This window comes from Protofrankia sp. Cas8, assembly GCF_963555845.1.
In the GTDB taxonomy this organism is placed as follows: domain Bacteria; phylum Actinomycetota; class Actinomycetes; order Frankiales; family Frankiaceae; genus Protofrankia.
This window is the reverse complement of the sequence record NZ_CAUVXI010000038.1, coordinates 1-19,060: the sequence shown is the minus strand read 5'-3', so window position 1 is coordinate 19,060 and position 19,060 is coordinate 1. Positions and strand designations below refer to the sequence as shown.

The 19,060-nt window shown below is 67.4% G+C and carries 13 protein-coding genes; 7 read left to right on the top strand and 6 right to left on the bottom strand.

The features are described from left to right. The first annotated feature begins 155 nt into the window (after nucleotides 1–155). On the top strand, nucleotides 156–3,713 hold the full coding sequence (gene dnaE, locus U9977_RS08425; RefSeq protein WP_322748631.1) for a DNA polymerase III subunit alpha: 3,558 nt from the start codon (nucleotides 156–158) through the stop codon (nucleotides 3,711–3,713). Between the two features lie 339 nt (nucleotides 3,714–4,052). Then, on the top strand, nucleotides 4,053–4,256 hold the full coding sequence (locus U9977_RS08420) for a hypothetical protein (RefSeq protein ID WP_322748630.1): 204 nt from the start codon (nucleotides 4,053–4,055) through the stop codon (nucleotides 4,254–4,256). A gap of 216 nt (nucleotides 4,257–4,472) precedes the next feature. Here U9977_RS08420 and U9977_RS08415 read toward each other — a convergent pair whose 3' ends face one another. After that, nucleotides 4,473–5,756 (bottom strand): DEAD/DEAH box helicase, encoded by a 1,284-nt coding sequence (locus U9977_RS08415; RefSeq protein WP_416210519.1) that lies wholly within the window; start codon nucleotides 5,754–5,756, stop codon nucleotides 4,473–4,475. A gap of 579 nt (nucleotides 5,757–6,335) precedes the next feature. Next, entirely contained in the window at nucleotides 6,336–7,607 is a 1,272-nt protein-coding gene (locus tag U9977_RS08410) for a DUF445 domain-containing protein (protein WP_322748629.1), read from the bottom strand. Nucleotides 7,608–7,932: 325 nt separating this feature from the next. Between U9977_RS08410 and U9977_RS08405 the strand changes: the two genes are divergently transcribed. The 3 genes from U9977_RS08405 (at nucleotide 7,933) to U9977_RS08395 (ending at nucleotide 11,774) form a co-directional block, all read left to right on the top strand. Beyond that, nucleotides 7,933–9,903, top strand: a complete 1,971-nt coding sequence (locus tag U9977_RS08405) for a hypothetical protein (protein ID WP_322748628.1) — start codon at nucleotides 7,933–7,935, stop codon at nucleotides 9,901–9,903. Between the two features lie 340 nt (nucleotides 9,904–10,243). After that, a complete protein-coding gene (locus tag U9977_RS08400; protein ID WP_322748627.1) occupies nucleotides 10,244–11,278 on the top strand; it encodes a WD40 repeat domain-containing protein in 1,035 nt (344 codons plus the stop codon). Between the two features lie 253 nt (nucleotides 11,279–11,531). Beyond that, on the top strand, nucleotides 11,532–11,774 hold the full coding sequence (locus tag U9977_RS08395; protein ID WP_322748626.1) for a hypothetical protein: 243 nt from the start codon (nucleotides 11,532–11,534) through the stop codon (nucleotides 11,772–11,774). Between the two features lie 95 nt (nucleotides 11,775–11,869). Here the strand turns inward: U9977_RS08395 and U9977_RS08390 are convergent, their stop codons facing one another. From U9977_RS08390 to U9977_RS08375, 4 genes are all read right to left on the bottom strand, one after another. Beyond that, nucleotides 11,870–12,529: a DUF4276 family protein gene (locus U9977_RS08390; RefSeq protein ID WP_322748625.1), complete on the bottom strand. Its 660-nt coding sequence runs from the start codon at nucleotides 12,527–12,529 to the stop codon at nucleotides 11,870–11,872. A gap of 4 nt (nucleotides 12,530–12,533) precedes the next feature. Further along, entirely contained in the window at nucleotides 12,534–13,637 is a 1,104-nt protein-coding gene (locus tag U9977_RS08385) for an AAA family ATPase (protein ID WP_322748624.1), read from the bottom strand. 117 nt (nucleotides 13,638–13,754) lie between these two features. Continuing rightward, on the bottom strand, nucleotides 13,755–15,902 hold the full coding sequence (locus U9977_RS08380; RefSeq protein WP_322748623.1) for a SpoIIE family protein phosphatase: 2,148 nt from the start codon (nucleotides 15,900–15,902) through the stop codon (nucleotides 13,755–13,757). 173 nt (nucleotides 15,903–16,075) lie between these two features. After that, the gene (locus U9977_RS08375) at nucleotides 16,076–17,257 is read right to left on the bottom strand and encodes a CaiB/BaiF CoA-transferase family protein (RefSeq protein ID WP_322748622.1); all 1,182 of its coding nucleotides are present in this window, start codon (nucleotides 17,255–17,257) and stop codon (nucleotides 16,076–16,078) included. Nucleotides 17,258–17,370: 113 nt separating this feature from the next. On the opposite strand from U9977_RS08375, the gene U9977_RS08370 reads away from it, so the two are divergent. Together U9977_RS08370 and U9977_RS08365 are read left to right on the top strand one after the other, a co-directional pair. Further along, nucleotides 17,371–18,267 carry an enoyl-CoA hydratase/isomerase family protein gene (locus U9977_RS08370; protein WP_322748621.1) on the top strand — a complete coding sequence of 299 codons (897 nt, stop codon included), beginning with the start codon at nucleotides 17,371–17,373 and terminating at the stop codon, nucleotides 18,265–18,267. A gap of 4 nt (nucleotides 18,268–18,271) precedes the next feature. After that, the coding region (locus U9977_RS08365) for an enoyl-CoA hydratase-related protein (protein ID WP_322748620.1) at nucleotides 18,272–19,060 on the top strand (789 nt) is incomplete at its 3' end.

Sequence of the window (19,060 nt, the reverse complement as noted above, 5' to 3'; positions counted from 1 at the left end):
TGCCGGTCGATGTAGAGCGACCGGCAGGGACGGTCACCTTCCGCGAGCGTTCGGCGGCCCCGTACCCGCTGAGGCTGGTGCCACTGTGCCGCCGGCGAAGACCGTCGGTAGGCGCCGCTAGAGTTCAGGGAAGGGTAGGGCAAGAAAGGGGACCGATGGCTAGCGATTCCTTCGTCCATCTGCATGTTCACACCGAGTACTCGATGTTGGACGGTGCGGCCAAGGTCAATTCTCTGTGTGCCGAGGCGGCCCGTCTCGGGATGCCCGCGGTCGGCATGACCGATCATGGTAATATGTTCGGTTCCTACGAGTTTCAGCAAGCCGCGAAGAAATCCGGTGTCAAACCGATCATCGGTATCGAGGCGTACATCGCGCCCGAATCGCGTTTCCACAAGAAGCCCATCTTCTGGGGCGAGGGCGGCCAGCGTAACGCCGACCCCGACGGGGAAGGCGGTGACGTTTCCGGTAGCGGCTCCTACACCCACATGACCATGCTCGCCGCCAATGCGACCGGCTTGCGGAACCTCTTTCGCCTCTCCAGCCTGGCGAGTCTCGACGGCTACTACCGCAAACCTCGGATGGATCGCGAGCTGATCTCCGAACACGCCGTCGGAATCATCGCGACAACGGGCTGTCCCTCCGGTGAGGTCCAGACCCGGCTGCGCCTGGGTCAGTTCGACAAGGCGCTGGAAGCGGCCGCGACCTTTCAGGACATCTTCGGCGCGGAGAACTATTTCCTTGAGCTGATGGACCACGGCCTGGCCATCGAACGCAGCGTGCGCGACGGACTCCTGCGAATCGCCCGGGAGCTGGATCTGGCGCCGCTCGCGACGAATGACAGCCACTACGTCACCAAGGATCAGGCGGATTCGCACAGCGCGCTGCTGTGTGTCGGCACCGGCAAGACACTCGACGACCCCAAGCGTTTCAAGTTCGACGGAGACGGCTACTACCTCAAAAGCCCCGACGAGATGCGGGAGCTGTGGGACGGCCAGGTTTCCGGTGCCTGCGACAGCACTCTGCTGATCGCCGAGCGGGTCGAACCGTATGACGACGTGTTCACCTTTGTCGACCGAATGCCACGCTTCCCCGTCCCCGCCGGGGAGGACCAGCTGTCGTGGTTGTACAAAGAGGTCGCCGCAGGAGTGGAGCACCGGTTCGGCGCCAACCCCTCGCAGGATGTCCGCGAGCGGATCGACTACGAACTCCGGATGATCGACCAGATGGGTTTTCCCGCCTACTTCCTCGTCGTCGCCGACATCTGCCGGGAGGCGCGCGACAAGGGCATCCGGGTGGGGCCGGGACGCGGCTCGGCCACCGGTTCGATGGTCGCCTACGTCCTGGGGATCACCGAGCTCGACCCGATCGAACACAAGTTGATCTTCGAGCGGTTCCTGAACCCCGAACGGGTCACCCCCCCCGACGTCGACCTGGACTTCGACGAACGCCGTCGCGGCGACATGATCCGTTACGTGACGGAGAAATACGGTGAGGAGAAGGTCTGCCAGATCCTCACCTTCGGCACCATCAAGGCAAAAGCTGCGATCAAGGACTCCTGCCGCGTCCTGGGCTACCCCTACTCCCTCGGCGACCGCATCACCAAGGCAATGCCGCCGGACGTGTTCGGCAAGGGCATCCCGCTGTCGGGCATCACCGATCCCCAACACGAGCGGTACAGCGAGGCGGCGGAGGTTCGCGGCCTCTACGAAACCGATCAGGAGGTCCGGAAGGTCATCGATACCGCCCGCGGGTTGGAAGGGCTCACCCGTGGAACCGGCGTGCACGCCGCCGGGGTCATTCTCTGCTCCGAACCGTTGCTGAATGTTCTGCCGATCCACCGGCGCGACGCCGACGGTGCCATCATCACGGGCTTCCCGTTCCCGCAGTGCGAGGACATGGGCCTGCTGAAAATGGACTTCCTGGGCCTGCGGAACCTCACCGTCATCGACGACGCGATCCGCAACATCCGCCAGAACCGCGGGATCGACCTCGACCTCCAGACCCTTCCGCTGGCCGACGTCCCCACCTTCGAGCTGTTGGCCCGTGGTGACACACTCGGGGTGTTCCAGCTTGACGGTGGTCCCATGCGCAGTCTGCTGCGTCTCATGGCGCCGACCACGTTCGAGGACATCGCGGCCGTGCTGGCGCTGTACCGACCGGGACCCATGGCGGCGAACTCGCACATCGAGTACGCCGACCGCAAGAACGGCCGCAAGCCCATCACGCCCATCCACCCGGAACTGCGGGACGCACTCGAAAGCATCCTCGGCGACACCTACCATCTCGTCGTCTACCAGGAGCACGTGCTCGCCATCGCACGCGAGCTCGCCGGCTACAGCCTCGGTAAGGCCGACCTGCTGCGCCGCGCCATGGGGAAGAAGAAGAAGGAGATCCTGGACGCCAGCTATGCCGAGTTCATGGTGGGTATGGACGAAAAAGGTTACTCGAAGGTGGCCGCGCAGGCGGTGTGGGACGTTCTGCTCCCGTTCTCCGGCTATGGCTTCAACAAGTCGCACACCGCCGGTTACGGTGTCGTCTCCTTCTGGACGGCTTATCTGAAGGCCAACTATCCAGCCGAGTTCATGGCCGCACTGCTCACCTCCGTCGGCGACGACAAGGACAAGATGGCGGTATATCTGGCGGAGTGCCGCAAGATGGGGATCCGCGTGCTGCCGCCGGATGTCAACGACTCATCCCTGTATTTCACCCCGGTCGGCACCGACGTCCGTTTCGGTCTGGGTGCCATTCGGAACGTCGGGGCGCCGGTGGTCGACTCGATCAGGGCCACGCGGCAGAAGAAGGGCGCGTTCACCTCGTTCCCGGATTTCCTCGACAAGGTCGAGATCGGTGTCTGTAACAAACGTACCGTCGATTCCCTCATCAAGGCGGGCAGCTTCGATTCGCTCGGCCACACCCGCCGGGCGCTGGTGAGTGTCCACGAGGTCGCCATCGACGCCGTCGTCGGCCCTAAGCGGGCTGAGGCGTTCGGCCAGTATGGTCTGTTCGGAGATGGCGACGAGAACGAGGGCGAACCGGTGAAGATCGGTCTCAACCTCGATCTCAGTGCCGCGGAGTGGCCGCGCCCTGAACTCCTGGCGCAGGAACGCGAGATGCTCGGCCTCTACGTTTCCAGCCATCCGCTGGAGGGCGCCGAAAAGATCCTGGAACGCAATCGGGACATCTCAATCGTTGATCTTCTTGACAGTGGTCGAAGCGAGGGCGCTGTCCGTATAGCGGGCGTGATCGCGAAGGTCGATCGGCGGGTTAACAAGACCAGCGGCAGCCTCTGGGCCATCCTCACCCTTGAGGATCTCGACGCCGCTGTGGAGGTTCTGTTCTTCCCGAAGAGCTATGAAATCCACGGCACTGAGCTGGTGCCCGACGCCGTCGTCTCCGTGCGGGGCAGGCTCAATGAGCGCGACGGCGCCATCAGTATCTTCGGACAGGATCTCACCACGCTCGACGTGTCGAGTGTCAGTGCGGACGCGGAGCCGCCTGTTGTCCTCACGGTACCCACTCACAAGGTGACCCCGGACCTCGTCAACAACCTCAAGCACATCCTGGCCACCCATCCCGGCAGCACCCCCGTGCACCTGCGGCTGCAGAGCCCGCGGCGGACCTCCTTGCTCAAGCTCGGACCCGAGGTCGACACGACCGGAGCCTTCTGGGGAGACATCAAAAGCCTCCTCGGCGCGAAGGCCGTCGCCTCGTGACCGCGAGCTGACGAGACGGCCCTCACGCAGTCGTTCAGCCACTGGGTCAACTGCCGGCCGACGGCGACCCACGCGCGACCCGCCCACGCTGCGCCGGCCGGGTTCTATCGACGGCTTGACACGCCGGATACCCATCAAACGGTCAATACCATTGTGTATGAGCCGGCTGTGACCGTGGATGAACATTCTCACCCGCGACTGCCTTATCGTCCCGGAGTCGGGTTCGATATGGTTTGTAGCCAGGTGTCTGCGGGATGCGGACACGCCCGTCGTGTCATTACGTTGTGCCATTACGGGTTGCTTATGCACGTCGTCGTTGTGTGGGAGGGGGCATTGCCAGTGTCTGAGCAGGACGAATCGGTCCACCTGGAGTCGCGTGGGCCGTGGTCGGGTCAGTGGGGGACGTCGGAGGGGGACGTCGACGGCCGGGTGGACAGCGCGTCCGAACCGTGGCGGATCGCGCGTTCCGTCGCAAACCCGTTGCGCCTTCGCCTGGGCGTAGCACAGCAGGCCGTTGCGGCCGGGGTGCCGAGCCGGCTCTGAACAGGTCGACCTGAGCACGCCATTATGCCGGAGGCCGCGGTACCGAACAAGTCGGTGCCGCGGCCTCCGGCATTATGCTTCAGATCATAGGAGCCGCCGGGCGTGCGGGAGAAACCATGATCGCACGCCCTTTGGCTGGATCTACGCTTTTGGGGCCGCCGGGCGTGCGGGAGAAACCATGATCGCACGTCCTTTGGCCTTGCCCCCCCGGTCGGATCAGGCCTGACCGGTTGTCGTCGTGGATGGCGGACCCTGGCGGCGCCCCCCGCGGCGCTGCTGGTCGGACCCGCGCCCGGACGCCGAACCACCGCGGGATGCCGGGGCACCCCACTGCTTGTCCGTGCCGCGCCGCGAACCGCCGGACGGCCGTCCCTGCGCCGGCACCCTGGCCGAGACCGACTCGGCCGAGGCGGTCCGCTGCTGCGGCAGGATCCGAGGCGCGGGCGGTCCGGCAAGGCGTGCTACGACCTCGGCGTCCGCGTCGGCCGCTTCCGGCTGGGCGTCACTACCGGCGGCACGCAGTAGCGCGCGTACGATGCCACGTTCCTCAGGCAGCGAGACGAGCACGTCGGCGCCGTGCGCGCCCGCTCGGGCCGTCCGTCCGCCGCGGTGCTGGTAGGTCTTGGGATCACTCGGAAGCCCTGCGTGCACCACGATGTCGACGCCGTCGACGTGGATGCCGCGAGCGGCCACGTCGGTGGCGACCAGTACCCGGTGCGCGCCGTCGGCGAACCCGGCGAGCGCCCGGGTCCGAGCGTTCTGCGCCATGCCGCCGTGCAGCGGCTGGGCCGGGACGCCCGAGCGGGTGAGCTGCTCGGCGAGCCGGTCCGCGCCCCGCTGGGTGCGAGCGAACACCAGGGTCCGCCCGGAACCACCGGCGAGCGCGGTGACCAGGCGGGTGTGGGCAGCCGGATCCGAGGCTTCGAGAGCGTGCCGCGACAGCGTCGAGACCTGCGCGGTCTCCGAGTCGATGGCGACGAGCACCGGTTCCGGCAGGTACTGACGGACCAGCACCTCCACCTCGCGGTCGAGGGTCGCGCTGAACATCAGCCGCTGACCACCGGCCGGGGTCGCGTCCAGCAGCGCTCGCACGGCCGGGAGGAAGCCGAGGTCACACATGTAGTCGGCCTCGTCCAACACCGTGATCGCGATCTCCTCCAGAGAGCAGGCACCGCGTTCGATCAGGTCGCCCAGGCGTCCGGGCGTGGCGACGACGATGTGCACTCCGCGCCGCAGCGAGCTGATCTGGCGGGAGATCGACGTCCCGCCGTACACCGCGCGTAGCCGAAGGCCCAGTGGCCGGGCGAGCGGGTCCAGCGCGTCGTGGACCTGCTGGGCGAGTTCCCGGGTCGGAACGAGGATCAGACCGCGGGGGCGTCCCGGCGCGACAGCGCGGTTCTTCGACAGCTCCGCGAGCATCGGCAGGCCGAACCCGAGGGTTTTGCCCGATCCGGTGCTTGCCCGGCCGAGGACGTTCTCACCGGCCAGGACGTCGGGCAGGGTTGCGGCCTGTACTGCGAACGGGGCGGTGATCCCCTGTCGGGCAAGGGCGCTGACGAGGGCCGCCGGTAGGCCGGCGTCCGCGAAGGAGCTGACCGGTGGCCGTGGCTCGCGGGTCGGCAGAGTCGGGCGGGGCGGAGTCGCGGATCGGTTCGGGCCGTTCTGCTTGCCGCCCGGACGAGGGCCGCCGCGACCGCGGTAGGCGCCGCCGCCACCGCTGCCACCACTACCGCGAGCGGGCCGGGAACGTCGGCGGGCAGGGGAGGGCTGAGTGTCACCGTGCTGAGACAGGGTTCATCCGTCCGTCGTGTCGAGGTCGCCGCGTGGATGCGTCGGCGATCATGTGGCAGCGGTCGTGCGTCCAGCTCGGGCCGCGTCACCAAAGCATGATCAGAGTGAACCCTCTTGGGTTCGCCCCGACCTACTCTCACACGGACCTCGGGCATGTGGTTCGAAAACCGCACACCATGGACGGCCTGTGGCCGCCAGCGGGTTCAGCGTACACCGATCACCACCCCGGATGTCGCCGGCCGCAGGTGAGACCTCGCGCACGCTGGGCCGGGGCCACCCTGGTCGCTCTCACAGCAGCAGGCCTGTCAGGAGATGGATGACCAGCCCGGCGAGCGCGCCGACCACCGTGCCGTTGATACGGATGTACTGCAGGTCACGACCCACATGGAGTTCGACCTTGGCCGCGGTCTCGGTCGGTTCCCAGCGCGCGACCGTCTCGCTGATCACGCCTGTGATCTCGGATCGGTACCGGTTGACGATCCACGCCATGACGTCGGTCGCTGCGGCGTCGACGCCCGCGCCCAGCCGTGGTTCTGTGGTCAGTCGATGACCGAGCATCCGCAGTTCGTCGGCCATCCGCATCCGCAGGACGCTGTCCGGATCGCCGGCAATATCCAATAGGATGGATTTGGTGGTATTCCACATGGTTGCGACCAGCAGGTCGACATCCGGGTGGTTGCGGACACGTTCCTTGAACTTCTCCACCCGCTCGGCAGTGCCCGGGTCGGTGCGCAGCTGCTCGGCGAACCGGGTCAGAAAGTCGTCCAGGGCCAGGCGCAGCCGGTGGTTCGGATCCGCGCGGACCTCCCCGGTGAACCGCAGCGCTTCGGCGTAGGCGCGGGCCGCGATCGCCTCATCCACGAAGCGTGGTGACCATGACGGGGCCTGGTCGGTCACTATCTGTAGCATGATTTCCGGGTTGTTGCGCAGCCAGGTCTCCACCTGGACGGCAACCAGGTCGACGAGACGGTGGTGTAGTCCGTTGTCTACAATGCGGTCCAGCGCCGTGCCTGCGGCCGGGGCCCACGGGCGGTCCATGACCCGGGCCAGGATGGTTTTTTCGACCACTTCCACCATCACTTCGTCCCGGATGCCCGCGAGCGCCACGACCAGGCGGGTGGATGCCTCCGCGGTGATCCGTTCGGCATGGCCGGGTCCACCGAGCCAGGTCCCGATCCGCATGGCCACCCCCAGGCCCGCGATTTTGTCGCGGATCACCGGCTCGGCCAGGAAGTTCTCGGCGACGAAGCGTTCGAGGCTTCGCCCCAGGTCGTTCTTGCGGTTCGGGATGATCGCCGTATGCGGGATGGGCAGGCCCAGCGGCCGGCGGAACAGGGCGGTCACGGCGAACCAGTCGGCCAGGGCGCCCACCGCACCCGCTTCCGCGGCGGCCCGGACATAGGCGGCCCACGGTGGCCCGCCGCTGGTCTCCCACCGCCAGAACACGACATAGATGATCACGACGAAGGCCAGCAGGCCGGTCGCGATCATTCGCATCCGCTGCAGCCCACGCCGCAGTTCGGCGTCACCGGCCGCCGTGGGTTCTGATCGTGCAGGCATCATCCTCCGCTCACGGGTTGTCACGCCACTACTGCCAGGCGCTCTTAGCGATGTGAATCTGATGCTCCTGCCACAACACCAGATTCACATCGTTCCCAAAGACCGTACGGCTGCGACGGTCCGAGACCCGGTTGCCGGTCATCCTGGTGACCGAGCCGTCAGTCCCCGTGCCGTCAGTCCCCGTGCCGTCAGTCCCCGTGCCGCGCCGAAGGCTCTGGTGGGGTTGTTGGTGGAGCGTGATCGCCGAAGGCGCTGCACGGGGGAGGCGTATGTTCAGCGGCTGACTCCTCGCACCGGCGCGCGGGGTTGTACGGAGGGCACGGACTTGTCAACGAACCTGCGGGCGGCCTCGCTGGACGGGCGTCGGGCTGCCAGCTGGTGGGCTGCACGGATCCCTGCCTGGGTGCTTCCCGCGTTGATCTGCGCGTGGTTCGTCGTGGTCCTGGCCGCGACGGTCGGCAATGGTCCCGCATGCTCAGCCACCGACCCGGACAGCTGCGGGCCGGATCTGGGCTCGGCCCTGTTCGGTGCATCCCTGCTGGGCGTTCCGGTGCTGCTGTGGTGGTCCCCGGTAGCCGGCGCCGCCGCCGGGATCGTGTTCGGCACCGCGGATGTCCTCGTCGACACCAACGGTTCCGCTCGGGTCGCCTTTGCCGTGTATGGCGTGGCCTGCGGTGTGGTCGCCGCCTGGCTGGCGCGGGTCCGGACGACCCAGCGGGCTGTCTTCGATCAGCCGGCCGGCATGCCCGTGACCCTGCCGCGGGTTCGCCCGGGCGGCCCCCGGCGATCCCGACTACTGGCCGCGGCCGCGCTCACTGCCGTGGCGGTCGGGCTGTATGCCTGGTACGACCACCTGAGCGCCGTTGAGGACGATCATGTCGCCGCGGCCGGCGTAGAGAGCGTCCAGATCGTCGCGGTGGGCGATGGACGGATCACAGTGGTTCTTGCGTCGGGGTTACGACACACCGTGGTTGTGTCCGACGCCGGTAGGTACCCGACCGGTTCGTCCGCACGGGTCCTGACCGATCCGGGTGATCCCGACTGGGTTCGCCTCGTGGCCGAACCGGATGACCCGAGCGGGTGGGCGGCCGGGGCGTTCGGTGCCGGCGCGGCCGCGCTCGCGTTGACGTCGCGGGAGTTCGTCGGATGGCGTGCGCGCCGCCGTCTGGTGACCGGTCGGCACCGTGGCGTCCAGGTCAGGATCATGACGGATGAGCGTGGTGCCGCGCTCGTCTACGCCGCGGACGATGTGCGCGGCGAACGGCCGCTCGCGGTCGTCCCCGTTCGCTGGGCGGCTGGGACGGCCGAGTCCGAGCCTGCCGGATCTGGTCAATTCGGTGCTCCCGGTGGATGGGCCGATGAGCGGGCCTTCGGGCGGGCCTGGCGGGGCGAGGTCAGCGAGGATGTCACCGCGCACCTCGCCACGCTGGTCGGCGGGATGCACGATGACGCCTGGCCGGCCTTTGTCATCGGTGATTCTGCCGGCAGTGATTTTGTTCTCGGCGAGCCGGCCGCCGCAGAGTCGGTCTGCGATGACGTTCTGCTGCCCACCGCTCCGCTGCGGACGTTCCGCTCGCCGCCGGGCACCTGGTGGCGCTTCGTGCGAGGCGGCCGCACCTCCCGGGTAGCCCGGACCGGATCGGGTTCGGACGACAGCGCATATGGCCTGCCCGGCCGCCCGGTACCGGCGAGCGGCGATGCGGGCGTGCCTGACCTGCCCGACCTGCCCGCCGTCGTACGCGGGCCGGGCAGATACCGGGCGGCCGGCGCGGCAGCGCTGGGCGGCGGACTGCTCGGCGCGCCGATCGCCGTCCTGCTCGGGCTGGACGTCCTGCCCGCCGCGTGGCTCGGGGGCATTCTGCTGGCCAACGGCCTGTTCGCCGTCGGCCGCCGCGTGGTCCTCGACGATGATCGGTTGACCATTCGCGGCGCGATGGTCGCCCACAGCGTCGCCTGGGAGTGCCTGCACGGCGCTCGACTCGTCGGTGACCGGCTTGTGCTGGCCTGGGAACCGGCCACGGTGGTGGCGGTCGGGCCGTTCGCACCGGTGGGGGAGTCTCCCGGGCGTCGGGAACAGGCCGAGCGGACCGGCGCCATGATGATGACGTTGCGTGCGCGGTCTGGTGCGTCTGGTGCGTCTGATGCGGATGCGAATGGGGGCGTGGGCGGGAGCGCCGATCCTGTGCTGTCGCCAGGTGGCGTGGTCACCCGGGCACCGGCTTTCGGGTTCGTGGTGGTCGGCGCCTACATCCTGCTCGTCGCCGCGGCCTGGTGGTGGCACGTCCACCACGGCTGACGAACTACGCCGTGATGTCCGGGTGCGGTGAGCGCGGATGATCCGGCGCCCCGCCCGAATGGAGGGCAGGCTGTCGACCACCTCGCATTCGGTAGTCGCATGAATGCGAATTCCGGCCTATTGTGAAGAGTCGTAAAGCCGGTGGTACGCTTCGCGTCCGATGGGCCGCCTCCTCTCCTCGAATTGGGCTGCGAACCCAATTCTTGCAGGAATGGACCATCTTCTACCTGTGATCCGTCGAAACGAATCATAATCGATGGCTCCGTGAATGATCATCGAAGGAAAGGTTATCGTCACTATGACAGGTGCTGTGGGAAGCGATTCGTCAAGGCTGATGGCCGTGATATTCGTGACTGGCGTTGCGGTAGTCGTCCTGGCAGGATGCGGCGGATCGTCGGGGAGCGCAGTCAATTCCACCGCGGGCGCCTCGGCGACTCAGGCGCCCGACCCCGGCAACCAAAACGCCGGCGCCTCGGCGACTCAGGTGCCCGGCCCTGGTAACCAGCACCCGAGCGTGCTCACCGGTCACACCGCCCGGGTCACGACAGTGGCGTTCAGTCCCGACGGCAGAACTCTCGCCACCGGTAGCGCGGACAAGACTGTGCGGCTGTGGAACGTTGCCACAGGCCAGGTCACCGCGACCTTCACCGGTCACACCGGTGGCGTGTTCGCCGTGGCGTTCAGCCCTGACGGCAGGACCCTTGTCACGGCCGGCGAGGACTTCACCGTGCGGGTGTGGAACGTTGCCACGGCCAAGGCCACCGGAAGCTTCGCCAACTTGACGGACCAGGTGACCGCTATAGCGGTCAGCCCCACCGACGGCAATGTTCTCGCTACCGGTAGCGCCAACGGGCCGGTGCGGCTGTGGAACGTTGCCACCGGCCAGGTCACCACCACCTTCACCGGTAACACCAACTATGTTTACGGCGTCGCTTTCAGCCCCGACGGTAAAACCCTTGCCAGCGGCAGCCAGGAGTCGGTGCGGCTGTGGAACGTGGCCACCGGCCAGCTCGCCAGCACGCTGACGGATGGCGCTACCAACGTGGCGTTCAGCCCGGATGGCACGACTCTCGCCAGCGCTGCTGACCGCAACCGGGTGCTGCTGTATGATCTTGCTACCGGCAAGACTACCGCTACGCTCACGGGCCACACCGGCCAGATCTACAGCGTGGCGTTCAGCCCCGACGGCAAGGTCCTCGCGAGTGGCGGCAATGATACCACTGCCCGGCTGTGGAACGTGGTCACCGGCCAGACCACCAAGACGCTCACGGGCCACACCGGCCAGATCTACAGCGTGGCGTTCAGCCCTGACGGCAAAGTCCTCGCCACCGTCAGCGAAGACAGCACAATCCGGCTGTGGGACGTCACCAGCTGACGCAAACATTCAGCCCGAATCAGCTTGGAATTTAAGGTCACTCGCAGTGAGATCACGGTTGAAGGTTCCGTGTTGTCCGTCTCGGGACCCGGCAGTGACACATCGCCGTTGACCCGGCCCCACAGCGGCCCTGGGCCGTACCGCCTCACCGGGCCGGGCCTTCGCGTGCCGTCGCGGGGGGCACCCCGCCCCGTAGGGCGGCCCTGGCAGGATCGTGGGTTGCGACACACATGATCGAACCAAGGCCGTGAGGATGAGTGTGCCCGATCACGCGTTACCCGTTGACCCCGGGGGCGAGCTGGCGGTGTTCCTCCGTGGCCTACGCGGTTGCTTCACCCGCCGCGGGGATGCCCTGTTCGAGGTGGGCGACGCGGTGCTCTGCGCCCAGGGGCCGGTCCGTTCGGTCGCGGAACAGTCGCTGGAACCGGAGTTCGCCCGCGGGCACGGCAGCCCCTACGATGCGTTGGCCCGTGGGGCCGTATCGTTGAAGCTGTAGGTACCCGATCTGGTCGCGGCCATCATCAAGGCTCGCGACGCCGCCCTCGGCCGTTGACACGTTCGACACACCGCTCGACAAAGTTGCCGACCGGGTCAGGCGCGTTCCTCAAGCCGATACAACCAGGCGTCGGCATGTGGGCACCGCCTGCGTAGTTCGGCGAGTCCGAGATCGATGACGGCGAGCGGACCGTCGAGTGTTTTGTCGAATGCCGGATAGATGTCACGGATTCGCTTGGAAGGAGCGGTGGTGACGCCATTATCAACCAGTTCCGGCCCGCCGTGGTCATCAACAATTCTTGCGAGCCGGCGGGCGACCCGACTGTCTCCGACGAGATCACCGAGCTGAGGCGCAGCCGCGAGAATCCAGGATTCGATCTCGTGCAGCACGACATGGGGGACGAAGCGTGGATCCCCAATTTTACGTTCGATCTCAGTCTCCACGTATGTCACCCCCTCATGGGCAGATGCATCTGGTCGGGTCGACATGCCCGGCGCGTCCTGCGGTAAGCCGTAGTAGTCGATCATTGTGGTTACGACGTCGATGGTGGGGTCCTGAAGAACCCGCCGGATCTCGTTTTCCAGGCGGTTCCAGGAGGTTACTCCGCCGCGTTTCGCTGGTCCGCTCGCCATTCGTCTGGTGGTAATGATTGATTTCCGTACATGGAAGCCCGCAGCTACCAGAAACGGCTCGAGCACCTGGTCGATGATGACGAACTCGGTGTGTCCCTCGGCGAGAAGGTAGAGAGATCGCATCCGATCAGCCCTGCTCGCGACCTGGCACGCCGCCGAGCAGGTTCTTACGCCACAGGTCTCCAAGCGAATAGTCGTCCAGCCAGGCTGTGAGCCGGTTCGGGTCCGGCCGGTGAAAGGTCGACGCGCCATCCTCGCGCTCGACGATGATGATCTCATCGAGATTGAACTGGTCGATCAGCGGGACTGACTGGGTGGCGACGACAACCTGGCTGAATGTGCTGACAGCTTGGAGCATCCCGGCGAGCTGGACCAGAGCGAAGGGGTGGAGGCCGAGTTCCGGTTCGTCGAGGACGACGATGAGTGGTGGTTCCGGCTGCAACAGCAACGTAGCCAGGCAGACGAACCGAAGTGTTCCGTCCGAGAATGCCTCGGGGCCAAGGACCTTATCGAGTCCCACCTGACGCCATCGTAGCCGCACGCCTTGCTTTTCCTGCACAAGTACAAAGTCGCGGAAGAAAGGAGCTACCTGGCGGATCGCGCGTACGATGCGCTGGTAGGCACGCTGCCTGGAAACTGACAGGCCTAGTAGGAAGGCCGCCAGATTGGCCGCGTCTGGGGCGAGCGTGACGTTGTCCGCGGAGTCGGCGAACAGCTTGACCGGCGCGGTACGGCTTGTGTCATGGAAGTGGTAGACACGGCAGCTGCCGAGCAGCTTGACCACGTGACCCGCGGTCGGCTGTTCGCCGTGGACCTCGATGTCCTCGTGGAGAAGGGTCTCTCGATGCCCCCGACCGAGGTGGCGCGTGAAGGGATGGTCCGTTGCCGAGTCGGCGGAGGAGATCGTCTCGCTGTCGAAGACGAAGTCGTCCCGCGCGCCTGGCACGAGTCGCGCCTCGTAACTGTCAGGCGGGGACTCCACGCGAAGGCTGATCGCAGCCTTACCCTTGGTACCGCCATGGAGCAGTGTGGCAGCGCCGCCGCGTAGACCGACGAACAGCTGTAGATCATCATTGGCGATGCGTCCGAGTAGTTCCAACGCATTGACGAAGTTGCTCTTGCCTGCGCCGTTGGGTCCGACCAGGACGTTCAGCCGCCCGAGTCCGACGCGCGCAGAGCGGATTGATGTGTACCCCTCGACCGTCACGGACGTGAGTCTGCTGCCGATCATGACTCACACTTTAGCGCTCGGGGACTGCGGCCTCCGGGCGCGCGATCTGACGATCGTCGCGCACCCTTTGGCCCTTGCGCCGCCAGCGCCTGACACCTCACGGCGGTGTCGGGGAGATCATCGATCGCCGAGGAGGTCCGCGGCGAGCAGGCAGAGGTCGTCCTCTCTGCCGCTGGGCCCGGCGACCTCGGCCAGCAGCCGGTCGCACGCCGCGTCCAGGCCCATGGCGTGGGAGCCGGCGGCAACGGCAGACAGGAAGTCGAGTCGCTCTGAGATGGATGTGTCCCGGCGTTCGATCAGCCCGTCGCTGTAGAGCAGCAGGCGTGCGCGTGCCGGCAGAGTCACGGTGTCCTGCCGGTAGGCGCAGTTGTCCACGGCTCCGAGGATCGGGCCGTGGACCTCCTCCAGAAAGGTCGCGTCGGCGCCGTCGAGCAGCAGCAGTGGTGGATGCCCCGCACATGACCAGGTCAGCTGCTGGTTGGTCACGTTGAGACAGGCGACTACCGCGGTGGCGTAGACGTCGGAGTCGGACGCCGTGAGGCTGGCCGACAGCTGACCGGTGATCGCGGCCGGGGTCTGGCCCAGCATGGCATAGGCGCGTGCCGCGTGCTTCAACTCGGCCATCACCGTGGCGGCACGCAGTCCGTGGCCACCGACGTCGCCGACGATCAGCATGAGTGAGCCGTCCGGGAGCGTCAGAGCGTCGTACCAGTCGCCACCGACGTCGACGTCCCGGCCCGCCGGCAGGTAACGCGCGGTGAGTTCCACGCCGGCGACGTTCGGTAGGTGCCGCGGCAGGATCGCCTGTTGGAGTGCTTCAGTTACTGAACGCTGTCGCTCGTACAGGCGCGCACGTTCGATCGCGTGGGCGCAGGTGCCGGCCAGGGTGGTCAGGAAGGCCCGCTCATCGGCATCGAAGGTCTGATCGGTGGTCCAGCCGAGCAGGATGACGCCGATCGGTCGCCCCGAAATAATCATGGGAATATGTGCCATGCCGGCCAGCAGAGCAACCTCAAGGAGGGTGCGGACGTGCGGATAGTCGGCCAGGTAATCCGCGCGGGACGCGTCGAAGCGGGCACGGGCGGTGCGCAGGACCTCCGGGGTGGCCGCGGTTGCCCGGCCGGAGACCCGCTCCAGGACGTGGTTGACGCGGTCGGACTGCGTCGTCGGGCTGACCATGCGTATCCGGCCTTCCTCGCCGACCAGCATGATCGCTGCAATGTCGGCACCGAGGTCGTGACGCGCCGAACGGGCCATGACGTCGGCGACGTCTGGGACGGTCAGTGCCTGGCCGAGCGCCGCGGTCACGTCGAAAAGCTTGCGGGCACGGTCCAGCGCAGACGACAGCGAGGTGATCAGTTCCGCGCGCTGCGCCTCCGCGCGTCGGCGCTCGTCGACGTTACGGAAGTACACGGTCATACCATCGGGCGCGGGGAACAGCCGGATCTCGAAACAGCCGGCCAGCGGCCCGTAGTACCCCTCGGTCTCCGCCGGGACCTGCGTCCGCAGGGCCCGCAGGTAGAGCTGTTCGAATGCGGAGCCGACGACCTCCGGATACACCTCCCACATCGGCATCCCGATCAGCTCGGAGGGGTCACGGCCGAACAGCCGACTCGCGACCGCGTTGACGAACACGAACCGGCCGCCGCAGTCGTAGACCGCCACCCCGTCGCTGACATGTTGCATCGCGCGGCCGGCCTGTTCGCGCCCACTCCGTAGTTCGGTGGTGTCGGCGCAGACTCCGGCGATACGGACAATCTGACCGGAGGTGTCGGTGATGGCCCGGCCACGCCACTGTAGCCAGACCGGTGAACCGTCCGGGCGTATCACCCGGTACTCCTCGAGGATGAAGCCACCGGTCGCCAGCGCCGTGGCGATCCGGGCCTGCAGGTTCGGCACGTCGTCGGGGTGGACGAGGGCCAGGAACGCCTCCAGCGTGCCGCCGAACGAGTCCAGCTCGATGCCGTGCAGCTCCCCGGTGCGCCGATCCCACCGTAGCGTTGCGTCGACGATATCCCACTCCCAGACACCTACCTGCGCGGCGTCCAGCGCAAGCAGTAGGTGATCGAGAGCGTCGGCGTCCGTGGACGATCGCGCGTCACAGGTGGCTGACCGGCCGGAGTCGTTGGCTGTGCGGTCGTTGGCTGTGCGGTCGCCGGCTGCGCAGTCTGAGGTCGCGCGGTCGCCTGACCTGCGCACGGGGACCAGGTGGTCGCGTGGAAGGTCGTGGCTGGTCCGCCCAGGATCGGACGGCGGTGTCGACACGGCTCGACAGTCAACCACGAGACCTCGGATGCGCATCAGCAAAGGGAACGGAACAGGCCAGTATCTTGCCAGAATGTTACAGCTTGCTACCACATCCCCAGTGCTTCTCGTCACGGTCGCGGATGTGTTCGACCGCCGGATCGTGGGTTCCGGCGGGCGGCCGCCTGACCCGGTCAGCCCGCAGCGGTCCCGCCGACGACCCCGGCATCGACCAGCTTCGCCACCTCCTCCGGTGTGAAACCCCAGCCGGTGAGCACCTCGGAGGTCTGCTCGCCGGGCAGTGGCGGAACGGCGCCGAGTTCCGCCGGCGTACGGCTGAAGCGCGGTGCCGGCGCGGGCTGCATCACACCGTCGCGCTCGATGAAGGTGCCACGCTCCGCGAGGTGCGGATGTCGCGGAGCCTCGGTGAACGACAGCACCGGTGCGACACAGGAGTCGGTGGCCAGCAGCAGGTCGGCCCACTCGTCGCGGGTCCGGGTGCGGAACACCGCGGCGAAGCGCTCCTTGAGTGCCGGCCAGTGCGTCGGGTCGTCCCGCGAGGGCAGTTCGTCCGCGGACAGGCCCAGAAGGTTGATCAGCTCGTTGTAGAACGGGCCTTCCAGCGCGCCGACCGCGACATACCTGCCATCGGCGGTTTCGTACACCTCGTAGTAGGGGGCGCCGGTGTCGGCGAAGTTCGTGCCGGGTTCGTCGCGCCAGCGTCCCTGCGCAAGCAGGCCGTGAAAAAGTGTGGTGAGCAGCGCGGTGCCGTCCACCATGGCCGCGTCCACGACCTGCCCGTGCCCGGAGGCGCGTGCCTCCAGCAGAGCGCAGACCACGCCGAAGGCGAGCAGCATCCCACCGCCGCCGAAGTCGCCGACAAGGCTGAGCGGCGGTACCGGTCGCTCCCCGTGCCGCCGGAAGTTGTTCAGGGCACCGGCGAGCGCGATATAGGTGATGTCATGGCCGGCGGTGTGGGCGAGTGGGCCGTCCTGTCCCCAGCCGGTCATCCGGGCATAGACCAGCCGGGGGTTGCGGGCCAGGCAGACCTCGGGCCCGAGACCGAGGCGTTCCATGACGCCGGGCCGGAACCCCTCGACCAGCACGTCCGCGGTCGCGAGCAGCGTGAGCAGCGTCTCGATCCCGGCGGGGTTCTTCAGGTCGAGGGCAACCGACCGCCGGCCGCGGTCCATGGCATATCGGCGGGGATCGGCGGCCTGCCGGCTCTTCTCGTAGTCGCCGCCGGCGGTGGCTCGTCTGAGTCGATCCACTCGGACGACGTCCGCGCCCATGTCGGCGAGCAGCATCGCCCCGAACGGGGCCGGGCCCAGACCGGCCATCTCTAGCACCCGCACGCCCGCAAGCGGACCGGTCATGGGTGTCTCCTCGTTACGATGGCCCTGTTTTATGGATGACTAATCTGAATGATAGAGATGTATGGTATCGCCGGTCCCACAACGACACCGACGACGGGGACACAGGAGGCGCAATGACCAGCGGACCGGGTGATGTCGAGCCGGGTGGCGTCGAGCCGGGTGGCGTCGAGCCGGGTGGCGTCGAGCCGGGTGGCGTCGGACCGGACGGCGCCGACAGGCCGGTCGTCGTGAGTTGGCCACGCCCGTCGATCGCCCAGGTCACCCTGGCCCGGCCTGAGCGGCTCAACGCCCTCACCTTCGACATGGTCGGACGGCTGTCCGACACGTTCACGCAGCTCGGGGCGGACGAGCGGGCGAGAGTGATCGTACTCACCGGGGCCGGCCGCGCCTTCTGCGCCGGGCTGGACCTCGCCGGCCACGTCCAGAGCAAAATGGCGCGATCTCGGGGGCCGGCCGAGCGGCTGCGTGGGCAGGAGCGCTTCGCCGCGATGGTACGGGCGATCCGCACGATTCCCCAGCCGGTGGTCGCCGCGGTCAACGGCGCCGCGGCCGGTGCCGGGATGGCCCTGGCGCTCGCCGCGGACGTGCGGCTGGCCGCCGCGTCGGCCCGCTTCCACGTCGCCGCCGTCAAGATCGGATTGTCCGCGGGGGAGTGTGGCATCAGTTACCATCTGCCCCGCTGTGTCGGTTCGTCGCGTGCCTTCGAGATCATGCTGACCGGCCGCCCCGTGGACGCGGCCGAGGCCGATCGTATCGGTCTTGTTTCCCAGGTGGTCGACGACGCGGACCTGCTCGACCGCGCGCTGGACACCGCCGGGGCCATCTGCGCCAACAGTCCCTTCGCCGTGGCGATGACCAAGAAAATCATGTGGGCCAACCTTGAGGCGGGGTTCGACTCGGCAATCGAGCTGGAGAACCGGACCCAGATCCTGGCCTCCATGACGGCCGACTCGGCAGAGGCCATGCGCGCGTTCGTGGACAAGCGAACGCCGACCTTCACTGGAGAGTGATGCGGTGGACTACCAGCAGATCCTGTACGCGGTCGAGGAGAACGTCGCGACCATCACCCTCAACCGTCCCGAGCAGCGCAACACCGTCACCTACCGGGTCCTCGACGAACTGATCGACGCTTTCACCCGGGTTGGCGCGGACGATGACGTGCGGGCGGTCGTGGTCACCGGAAGCAGCGGGCGCTTCTTCTCGGCCGGCACCGACCTGTCCAGCGGTGACGGGTACGACGCCTCGTCGACGACATTCAAGCCACTGCGCGGCGGGACCAGGGATGTCGGTGGGGAGTTGTCCCTGCTGATCTACGACCTACCCAAACCGGTGATCGCCGCGGTGAACGGGACCGCGGTCGGGATCGGCATCACCATGATCCTCCCGATGGATGTGCGTATCGCCGCGGACGACGCCCGCTTCGGGCTGCCCTTCACCCGGCGGGGCATCGTCCCGGAGTCGTGTGCGAGTTTTTTCCTGCCGCGGATCGTCGGGATCTCACGGGCGGTCGAATGGGCCGTTACCGGGCGGATCTTCCCCGCCGCCGAGGCGTTGGACGCCGGTCTCGTCCACCAGCTCGTGCCCGCGGCTGACGTGCTGCCCCGGGCGCGGGAGATCGCCATTGAGATCGCTCGAAACACCTCGGCGGTGTCGGTGGCGCTCACCCGACAGCTGATGTGGAAGCTCCTCGACGCGGACCATCCCGTCGAGGCGAACCGGCTGGAGTCCCAAGCTCTGCTCGCGCTCGGCCAGCTGGCCGACGTCGGTGAGGGAGTGGCGGCGTTCCGGGAGAAGCGGCCGCCC

Excerpts from the sequence above, each read along its gene's own strand:
- U9977_RS08370 (WP_322748621.1), top strand. The coding sequence starts at position 17,371 with ATGACCAGCGGACCGGGTGATGTCGAGCCGGGTGGCGTCGAGCCGGGT.
- U9977_RS08390 (WP_322748625.1), bottom strand. The coding sequence starts at position 12,529 with ATGCGATCTCTCTACCTTCTCGCCGAGGGACACACCGAGTTCGTCATC.
- U9977_RS08395 (WP_322748626.1), top strand. The coding sequence starts at position 11,532 with ATGAGTGTGCCCGATCACGCGTTACCCGTTGACCCCGGGGGCGAGCTG.
- U9977_RS08410 (WP_322748629.1), bottom strand. The coding sequence starts at position 7,607 with ATGCCTGCACGATCAGAACCCACGGCGGCCGGTGACGCCGAACTGCGG.
- dnaE (WP_322748631.1), top strand. The coding sequence starts at position 156 with ATGGCTAGCGATTCCTTCGTCCATCTGCATGTTCACACCGAGTACTCG.
- U9977_RS08375 (WP_322748622.1), bottom strand. The coding sequence starts at position 17,257 with ATGACCGGTCCGCTTGCGGGCGTGCGGGTGCTAGAGATGGCCGGTCTG.
- U9977_RS08385 (WP_322748624.1), bottom strand. The coding sequence starts at position 13,637 with ATGATCGGCAGCAGACTCACGTCCGTGACGGTCGAGGGGTACACATCA.